This window comes from Achromobacter sp. 1014246743, from assembly GCF_059760725.1.
Genome location: NZ_JCBANA010000119.1, coordinates 1 through 9179 on the forward strand (window position 1 = coordinate 1; position 9179 = coordinate 9179).

7 protein-coding genes are annotated in these 9179 nt (G+C 66.8%); 3 read left to right on the top strand and 4 right to left on the bottom strand.

Annotation, left to right across the window (positions count from 1 at the left end; all coding sequences use genetic code 11):
• Positions 1-62: 62 nt before the first annotated feature.
• The 4 genes from AC6LJ2_RS29420 to AC6LJ2_RS29435 form a co-directional block, all read right to left on the bottom strand.
• On the bottom strand, positions 63-386 hold the full coding sequence (locus tag AC6LJ2_RS29420; protein ID WP_263912074.1) for a hypothetical protein: 324 nt from the start codon (positions 384-386) through the stop codon (positions 63-65).
• 82 nt (positions 387-468) lie between these two features.
• A complete protein-coding gene (locus tag AC6LJ2_RS29425; protein WP_263912072.1) occupies positions 469-876 on the bottom strand; it encodes a periplasmic binding family protein in 408 nt (135 codons plus the stop codon).
• A gap of 316 nt (positions 877-1192) precedes the next feature.
• A complete protein-coding gene (locus AC6LJ2_RS29430; RefSeq protein ID WP_498152718.1) occupies positions 1193-1609 on the bottom strand; it encodes a DUF5071 domain-containing protein in 417 nt (138 codons plus the stop codon).
• Positions 1610-1689: 80 nt separating this feature from the next.
• Positions 1690-2115 carry a hypothetical protein gene (locus AC6LJ2_RS29435; protein WP_498152719.1) on the bottom strand — a complete coding sequence of 142 codons (426 nt, stop codon included), beginning with the start codon at positions 2113-2115 and terminating at the stop codon, positions 1690-1692.
• Between AC6LJ2_RS29435 and AC6LJ2_RS29440 the strand changes: the two genes are divergently transcribed.
• Genes AC6LJ2_RS29440 through AC6LJ2_RS29450 form a run of 3 tightly spaced genes read left to right on the top strand, consistent with a single transcriptional unit; the run spans position 2101 to position 9142 of the window.
• On the top strand, positions 2101-4920 hold the full coding sequence (locus AC6LJ2_RS29440) for an ATP-binding protein (RefSeq protein ID WP_498152720.1): 2820 nt from the start codon (positions 2101-2103) through the stop codon (positions 4918-4920). The genes AC6LJ2_RS29435 and AC6LJ2_RS29440 overlap by 15 nt on opposite strands.
• Entirely contained in the window at positions 4917-6176 is a 1260-nt protein-coding gene (locus AC6LJ2_RS29445) for an EAL domain-containing response regulator (RefSeq protein WP_498152721.1), read from the top strand. Before AC6LJ2_RS29440 ends, AC6LJ2_RS29445 begins: the two co-directional genes overlap by 4 nt.
• Positions 6173-9142, top strand: coding sequence for a response regulator (locus tag AC6LJ2_RS29450; protein WP_498152722.1), 2970 nt, complete (start codon positions 6173-6175; stop codon positions 9140-9142). The genes AC6LJ2_RS29445 and AC6LJ2_RS29450 overlap by 4 nt, the downstream gene beginning before the upstream one ends.
• The last annotated feature ends 37 nt before the right edge of the window (positions 9143-9179 follow it).

The window sequence follows — 9179 nt, forward strand, 5'->3', positions numbered from 1 at the left end:
GAATAAAAGCCCGCAGAACTTTCGTTCTGCGGGCTTTTTCGTTTGGCACTGCCGCCAGGCGACTACTTGATCTTGCTGCAACGAAACGCCTCGATGCCTTTCTCGACATAGTGCGGTTCGCGGGCGCAGGCGGCGCGCATGGCCTGGTTGGCCAGGGTCATCAGGTTGGCGGCGTTGGTCATGGCTTCCAGGCCGTCCTGGCTGGGGCCGATCTTGTCGTAGCGTGCCTTGTACTTCTCGGCTTGTTCGCTGTAGGCAAAGGCACGCATCACGTCGGCATAGGCGATGGCGCGCGAGATGTCGCCGGCGGTGGGTTTCTTTTCGGCGGCGAAGGCGGGGCTGGCCAGCAAGGCCAGGGCGAGCAGGGCAGCGGAGGTGGCTTTCATGGTCGTCATCGGGTGTGTTCTCGCGGGTTGTCCGAGGTGGGCCGGCCGGCGGGGCGCATCAGCGGCGCGCGGCGCATTGCCATCACCACATCTTGCAGGTCGTGCCGTGGTTGACGAGGTCACCGCCGACGACGATGCCTTGCTCATTGACGTGCAGCATGGTGTAGCAGCTGGCCACGCCCGTGCGTCGTTGATAGATGGTGCCGGTGTTGTTGCCGAAACCGTAGCTGACGCCGCCGGGCGGGGGCACGTAGAAGGTACCCACCGCTTCGTCCCACGAGACTTCGCCGGAGGTCTGCCACTGGTAGACCAACTGGCCGACCGGCAGGTCGTCGCTGGCGTAGACGCGGTCGGGCACGCCCCACTCGGCCACGATGTCGTTCACCGGTTTGCCCTTGTGGCGCATCATCGCCACGTCCCAGGTGGTGCAGCCGCTCAATACGGCGCCGAACAGGCAGGCCGCCAGGGCTTTGAAAAAGCTGAATCGCACGTTTGTTTTCCTTGTTCAGATGCCAGACAGGTTCCCTACGCGCCGCATCATGCCAGCAGCCTGTGACGCTGGCGAGAGGGGGGTGTGGCGTGGATTCAACAGCCTGTTCGTACCCCGTTTTGCCCGGCAGATCGGCGTTGCCGGGGTTCCCATCGGGCAAGGTTCGGGAAAAGCGGGGGCGCTTCATAGGGCGATGGGATTGCGGCGAGCGTGCGGCACGTCGCGCGTGGCAGCCCAGGCCTGCGCCGCGTCGCTTCAAAGTGTTTACTTCTTTTACATTTGCGGGAGGATGGGGGGCGGTTTTGTCGCGGTGCCTTTAGCGGCTTGCGTGCAGCGTGGCCAGGATCTGGCCGGCGAGTTCGTCGACGCCTTCGTCGCGCTCGGCCTGGCTGGGCTGCGCCGCCAGGCGCGTCAACTGCGGTTCCACCGCCAGGGCGAGGGGGGCGGATGCGCTGACCAGATAGGCCAGAACGTTGTAGGTCCAGATGGGGTCATCGGACGCGAGGATCGTGCGCACGTGGTCGGCCAGCGGCGCGCCGATGCTGGCCAGAAAGGGCGCCAGCACGCGGGCGACGGGCCAGTTGATGTCCTGCATCCAGACGAGCAGGGCAGGCAATTGCGCGTGCACGGCGGGATAGCCCGACGCCACGATGATCTCTGCGCCGAGCAGGTCGTGTTTGTGGGTGGGCACCGCGTTGGCGGGATTGCGGGAGGAGTCTGCGTCGGCAGGCAAGAGGGGGCTCCTTGAGTGCCCGGGCCCGGCGCGTTGGCGACGGCATTCGCGGGCTGGGATCGGATCAGTCGGTCAAGGCGTCAATGGTTCAACGCCTGCGCATACTTGGCACGGGCGTCGATCGTGCCATCGTACGAGATGTTGCGGATGCGTTGCTGCTCGTCGACTTCGGTGTTCGTCCAGGTATAGACGTGACGGCCTGCAATGGTGCGCTCGCTGCTGGGCACGCCCAGGCTGTCCATCGTCAGGGAGACCGGTTGGCCTCGCAGGCGGGCGAAGCCGCTGTTCAACTGATCGGTGACGCAGGTTGCCACAAGTAGGACGATGAAACCTTGCGGGTTCACGCAGTCCTTTCGGTGGCAAGCCTGGCAGGACGCACCGCCTTTGAGAATATTCTCAACCCTGCCGCCGACGTCGAAATTTATGATCATTTCATGATCGTAAAGCCCCGCATGCGGGAAGCATTGACGGCGGCGGCCCCGGGTTTGCCCATGCTTCTTCTTCACCTGTTCGCCGTCGCCCTGACGGCCTGCATTCTGGTGGGAACGGCGCTGTACGCCTATTGGTCGTTCACGGGGGAAGTCTCGAAATACCGCCGCCGGATGAATGCCGGCGCCTACAACGCACAGCTGTATTTCGACCAGCGCGAGGCGTTGCTGCGGTCGGTGGCGGCATCGGCGGTGCGCAATACCGATCGCATGCCCGTGTCGCGCACGCCGCGCACGTTTGGCGAGACCGGGCAGATCAGCGTCGACCCGCTAGTCGAGACGGACGGGGGCTATGAGTGGGCGCTGATCCTGACCCCGCGCGATCGCGCGGACGTCGCGCGGTTGCAGGCGCAGATCGTGTACGCCTCGCCGACCGATACGGCGGTCCGCCGACTGGCAGCCCGGGCCGCGGACGGCGCGCTTGCGGCGGCTGCCGGCGGCACGGCGGCGGCCACGTCCCCCTTGCCTGACGATATCTCCCGCTGGCTGGCGCACGCGCTGCGCCAGCGCGATACCGGCGCGGGTCGCGATGGCCGCACGCCGCTGGTGTGGCTGCGTCCGCCGATGGATCCGGCCAATCGATTGTTCCTGTACACCCCCGTGGATATCGACGGCGCCGAGCAGACCTGGATCGGGCTGGAGATGGGCGGACTGGGCGCGGTGGTCGGCCAGGCGCAGTGCGCAAGCGGCGGCGCGAGCTACGCCTTGTATGACGGCAACGGCGTGATGGCGCTGCACAGCGGCAATCTGCCGGCGCGCGTCGACGAGACGGCCGCACACCTGTCGCACGATGCATTCCGGTTGCAGGGCGACGGCTGGTGGCCGCAGACGCTGGTGCTGGTGAAGTCGGTGGGCGAGGCAGGTTGGCGGCTGGCGTATTTCGTGCCGATCAGCGATCTGCTGGAAGATGGCGCGCGTTCGTTCTGGACGGCGGGCGGGGTGGCGGCGCTGCTGATCGCCATCGTGCTGCTGGCAGTGCGCCATATCCGGAACCGGCTGGTCAGGCCTGCGTTGCGGCAGTACGAAGCCCTGGTCGACAGTGTGGCGCTGAACCAGAAGATCGTCGAAGTGGCGCCCGTGGGCCTGTGCCTGCTGCGGCGCTCGGACGGGGCCTTGCTGTTGTCCAATGCGGCCGCGCGGCAGTGGCTGGGCGAGCAGGACCAATGGCGTGAAACGCTGCGCCAGGCGGGCGCGCAGACGGGCGGCAAGGAATATGCGCTGGCCGATGGCCGCAGCGCCTACCTGACGTTTGCCGCGACGACGTACCAATCCGAAGACGTGGTGTTGTGCGGGATCAGCGACATCACGGCGCAGAAAGGGGTGGAACGCGCGCTGCGCAGCGCCAAGCTTGCGACCGACCAGGCCAGCGAATCCAAGGCCATGTTCTTTGCCACCATCAGCCACGAAATCCGCACGCCGCTGTACGGCATCCTGGGCACGCTGGAACTGCTGGCGCTGACCGGCCTGTCCGGCCAGCAGGAGCAGTACCTGCGGACCATCCAGCAGTCGTCGTCGACGTTGCTGCGCACCATCAACGGCACGCTGGACCTTTCGCGTATCGAGGCGGGGCGGGAAGAGCTGGAAATCGGCCCCTTCTCGCCGGCGGACGTGGTGGAACAGGTGGTGGCCAATTACCTGGCCCGGGCGCAGGCCAAGGGCCTGGACCTGTATGCCATTACCGAGGTCGGCATGCCGCCGACGACGCAGGGCGATGCCATCCGCGTGCTGCAGATCCTGAACAATCTGGTCAGCAACGCGATCAAGTTCACCGAGTCGGGCAGGGTGGTGCTGCGGGCCCGCGCCGAACCCGACGGACCGGGGCGCGTGCGGCTGCGCTTTCAGGTGGCGGACACCGGGCCGGGCATCTGCGAGAGCCATCGCACACGCCTGTTCGAACCCTATTTCCGTGGGCCGACGGGGCAGGATGGGGATGTCGCCGGCACCGGCCTGGGCCTGACCATATGCCGGCGCCTGTCGGATCTGATGGGCGGGACCTTGTCGGTGATCAGCGAGGAAGGGCTGGGGACCAGCATTTCATTCTGCCTGACCTTGCCGACCGCGACGGACGAGGCGTCGGCGGCGGCGCCGGTCGTGTTGCAGCCGCACGCGGTCTATGTGGATGGCGCGGTGCCCGAGGTGGTGGCCAATGTGTGCAGTTGGTTGAATGCGTGCGGCGCGATCGCCTTGCCTTACCGCAGGCAGTCGGACGCGGCCGACCTGGCGGGCGCCGTGCTGGTGCAGGCCTGGCCGCCGGCCGCGACGGCGCCGCGCTGGCGCCAGCCGCGGGTGCGCGTGCTGGCGCCGGGGGCGGGGCAAGAGGCGTTCATGGCCTCTGCCGGCCGCCAGAGCCTGGCCAGCGCCTGCAATCCGGCCAGCATCTGCCGCGCGGTGCGGATGGCGCAGGATGGCGAGGAAGGCGGCGAGCAGGATCCGGACGGCGCCCGGCCGCGGCGCCTGGGCTTGCGGGTGCTGGTCGTGGAAGACAACGCCATCAACCAGCTGATCCTGCAGGAACAGCTGGAACATCTGGGCTGCACGGTGACGCTGGCGTCCGACGGCGGGCAAGCGCTGCGGCGTTGGGACGCCGAGCGCTTCGACCTGGTGCTGACGGACCTGAACATGCCCATCGTCAACGGATTCGAACTGGCGCGGTCGTTGCGGGACGGCGGCTATGCCGGCCCGCTCATCGGCCTGACGTCGAGTTCGGCGGCCGAGGTCGCCCAGCGTGCACTGGCGGCGGGCATGAGCCAGGTGTTGTCCAAGCCGCTGCCGTTCATGGCACTGGCGCAAACCTTGCATGGCATCGCAAAGGAACTGAAGTGAACAGGCTGTCCGATTACAAAGTGCTGGTGCTGGACGATCACGCCTTGCAGTGCCTGCAGTTGAAAGACCTGCTGGAAGAGGCCGGCTTTGGCCGCGTGGATACGCTGGAGAGCGCGCCGGACGCGTTGGCGCGAATCCGCGACGAGGGCTATCACCTGGTGGTGATGGATGTCAGCATGCCCGGGATGGACGGGGCCCAGTTCATCCACGCGCTGGCGCGCCTGAACCTGCGGCCGATCCTGGCGATCGCCACCGCGTGTTCGCGCCGGATCGCCAACAGCATCGGCCTGATGGCCAAGGAAAGCGGCTTTGCGATGCTGGGGGCCTTCGTCAAGCCGGTGACGCGCGAACAGATCGCGGGCCTGGCGGACCGCCTGCGGCACCGGCCGGTCGAAGGCCTGCCGACGCCGCAGGGCGATGAGGACGATGCCCGCAGCCTGCTGGACCGCCAAAGCGTGGTGGCCGCCCTGCGCGACGGCAGCATCCAGGCGTGGTTCCAGCCCAAGAAGTCCCTGGCGACCGGCGCCATCGTCGGGGCCGAGGCGCTGGTGCGCTGGCGGCATCGCGGGCTGGGGTTGATGATGCCGGGATCGTTCCTGCGCACCGTGCGCGACTATGGGCTGGACCTGGAGCTGCTGATGCGCATGCTCGAAGACAGCCTGGCGGCCAGCCGTGCCTGGCGGCGCCTGGGACACCGCATCCCGGTGTCGGTGAATCTGCCGGTCAGCCTGCTGGACCGGCCGCAACTGCCGGACGAACTGTACGAACAGGTTACCCATGGCGGCATCCCGGCCGAAGACGTAACATTCGAACTCCTCGAGGACGACATGACCGTGACGCCCGGCAACTACTACATGGGGGCCAGTCGCTTGCGGTTGAAGGGGTTCGGCCTGTCGCAAGACGACTTCGGCAAGGGATATAGTTCGATGTACAGCCTGATCTCGACTCCGTTCACCGAACTGAAGATAGACCGCGCCTTTGTCCATGGCGCCGCAGGCGACGAGGTTCGCGCGGCCGCGCTGGTCTCGTCCGTGCTGCTGGGCCGGCAACTCGGGCTGCAAGTCACGGCGGAGGGCGTGGAAACGCTCGAAGACCTGCAATTCCTGCGCCGCATCGGCTGCGACTGCGTGCAGGGTTTCCTGATTTCGGCGGCGGTCGACCTGCCCACGTTCAATGGCCTGCTGGCCAACGAACCCGGCAACGAGGCGGCGCCCGCGCCATTGTTGGCGATTCCCGACCAGGCGGGTTGCAAATGAAACTGGACACGCCGCTCATCAAGGTCATCCGCGCCTCGCGCCGGCTCAATATCGCGCTGTTTGGCGTACTGCCGTTGTTGCTGGTGCTGGGCGGGGTCCTGTATTGGGGCGGCCAGCGCATCCTGCAGCAGGAAGAGGAAAAGCTGCGTATCGATTTCTCGATCCTGACGGGCTATGTCCGCGCCCATGAAACCATTTTGCAGGGCCTGCGTGCGCAGGGCCAGAACCCGGACGGCCATCGACTGGTATCGGCGACCCCGGTGAGCGAGACGCCGGGTTTCGAACGGGCGTCGTGGGCATTCTTCGATGGCCAGCACGCGATTGCGGCCATGCCGTTTTCGCTGCTGTGCCAAAGCCCGGATTCGTGTCCGGTGGTGGATGGGGTGTTCTTCGGCATCGGCGGCTACATGTCGGATTTCTATTCCACCCGCTGGGCGGCGTCGGTGTTTCCGGCGTCGCCGCTGTTCATCATTTCTCCGGGCCAGCAACTGAGCCTGAGCGTGCCGGCGATCTCGGCCGTTTCCGGCTATGAGCCGTTGACCCGGGCGGCCTTCCTGTCGGTGGTGGATGCGGTACACACGGCGTCCGGCGGCACCGATCCGGATGATCGCACCCTTGGCGACGGCGCCAAAGTCACCTGGCTGCGCGATCCGGACCTGCCCCACTCCATGATCGCCATGCTGCCGGTGATGCTGCCGTTGAATACCCGGGACGGCACGGTGACCCAGCGGCGCAACGTCTATGCGGTGTCGTTGCTCAACCGCAGCCGCGTCAGTGTCGCCGAGCGGGTGTTGAACGTGCCGCTGTACGACCAGTTCTGGCTGCAGCGCCAGGACGGCACGGTGCTGATCGGCGAGGGGCCGCCGCCGCAAGTGGCGAAGGCCGGATTTCATTTCACCTCGCAAGGCCTGATCCTGCGCATCGCGGACCGCACCGCGACCTGGACCGCCTTCTACCGCGTGGGCTATGGCGGCTTCTTTCGCGCCAACATGTGGCTGCCGGTGGCGGTGCTGCTGATGTTCGGCATCGGCCTGGCCGCGGGCGCCGGTTATCTGTTCTGGTACAACCGGCGCGTGATCCAGCCCGCCGAGCTGGCGCACCTGGACATGGTCGAAAGCGAGGAATTCAGCCGCACCGTGCTGGACACGGCGCCGGTCGCGCTATGCGTGCTGTCGCGGCCCGAGGGGCGGGTGGTGTTCGGCAATGCCCTGGCGGCGCAGTGGCTGGGCATCGGGGTGGGCGAACAGCTGCACGATTCGCCGGATGCCAACAAGCTGCTGCGCCAGGTGCTGGGGGCGACGGCGCCGGGCACGATCGAAACCTTCCGCACTCATGATGACCGGCCGCTATTCGTGGCCTTCGCGCCCACCCGCTACAAGAAGCAGGACGTGGTGCTGTGCGCGTTTGCCGACATCAGCGCCCGCGCCGAGATGGAACACACCCTGGCGCAGGCCAAGCAGCAGGCCGACCGCGCCAACGAGGCCAAGTCGACCTTCCTGGCCACGATGAGCCACGAGATCCGCACGCCGCTGTATGGCGTGCTGGGCACGCTGGAAGTGCTGTCCCTGACGCAGCTGGACGAGGCGCAGCGCCGCCACGTGGACCGCATCCAGGATTCGTCGGTGATCCTGCAGCAGTTGATCAGCGACATCCTGGATATCACCAAGATCGAATCGGGACAGCTGGCGCTGGAAATGGACCGCTTCGATCCGCGCGAACTGGTGCAGGCCTGCGTGGCCTCGTATGCCGGCATGGCCGAGCAGAAGGGCCTGGTGATCTACAGCTGCGTCGATACGGCGGTGCCGGCCTGCGTCATGGGCGATGGCGGGCGGGTCAGGCAGATCCTGAACAACCTGGTCAACAACGCGATCAAGTTCACCGATTCCGGCCATGTCGTGACGCGGTTGCGGGCCGAAGACCTGCCGGGCGGCCGGGTGCGGCTGCATATGCAGGTGGTCGATAGCGGCGTGGGCATCAGCGCCGAAAACCAGGTCCGCCTGTTCGAGCCGTTCTACCAGATCGACAGCGGCTCGCATCTGGTGCGCGGGGCCGGCATCGGCTTGTCCATCTGCGCCAGCCTGGCCGAGCTGATGGGCAGCAGCATCCAGGTCACCAGCGAGCCCGGCCTGGGCAGCAGCTTTTCGCTGGCCATCGATCTCGATGTGGCCGAGGCGCGGCCGGCGCCCGCGCCCGATCTGGCCGGCGTGCGTGTGTATGTGCGCAGCTCGCGCAAGGAACTGAGCGAGAACATCTGCCTGTGGCTGGCGCATTGGGGCGCTTCGGCCTGCCTGGCGCCGGCGCAGCCGCCTCGCGACGGCGCGCAGGACGGGGTGCTGGTCGACGTGCATATTGCTGGCGATGTGATGCCCCCCGTGCCGTGGCCCGGGCTGGTGGTGTCGGCAGGGGGCGGCGAACCCCTGGCCGCGACGCCTTACCCGGCCGACCGGCACGACCTGTTCAGCATCGGTTTTGCGGTGGCGCGTTGTGCGGCTGGCGACGCCGACGTGGTTCGCGAAACGGTCGCGGTACGCTATGCGCCGCTGAACCTGCGGGTGCTGGTGGCCGAAGACAACCCGATCAACCAGGTCACCATGCGCGACCAGCTTGAGCAGCTGGGCTGCCAGGTGACGGTGGCGCCGGATGGCGCCGAGGCCCTGGCGCAATGGCACATCGCACCGTTCGACGTGGTGTTGACGGACGTGAACATGCCGCGCATGAACGGCTATGAATTGGCGGGCGCCTTGCGTGCGCTGGATGCCGCGGTGCCCATCATCGGCGTGACGGCCAACGCCCTGAAAGACGAAGAAGCCCGCTGCAAGGCGGCGGGCATGAACCACTGGCTGGTCAAGCCGATCAAGCTGAGCCTGTTGTGGAATCAGTTGCGCGCCTGTCGAGGCGGGGCTGGGGGGGGGCCCGGGCCGTTTCTTTATTACCTCCGTCGCCCGCCACGGAAACGGGCACTTTGAAGTGCTCGGTGGTCACTGTGTCATTAAAAAAAAATCA

Excerpts from the sequence above, each read along its gene's own strand:
- AC6LJ2_RS29420 (WP_263912074.1), bottom strand. The coding sequence starts at position 386 with ATGAAAGCCACCTCCGCTGCCCTGCTCGCCCTGGCCTTGCTGGCCAGC.
- AC6LJ2_RS29450 (WP_498152722.1), top strand. The coding sequence starts at position 6,173 with ATGAAACTGGACACGCCGCTCATCAAGGTCATCCGCGCCTCGCGCCGG.
- AC6LJ2_RS29440 (WP_498152720.1), top strand. The coding sequence starts at position 2,101 with ATGCTTCTTCTTCACCTGTTCGCCGTCGCCCTGACGGCCTGCATTCTG.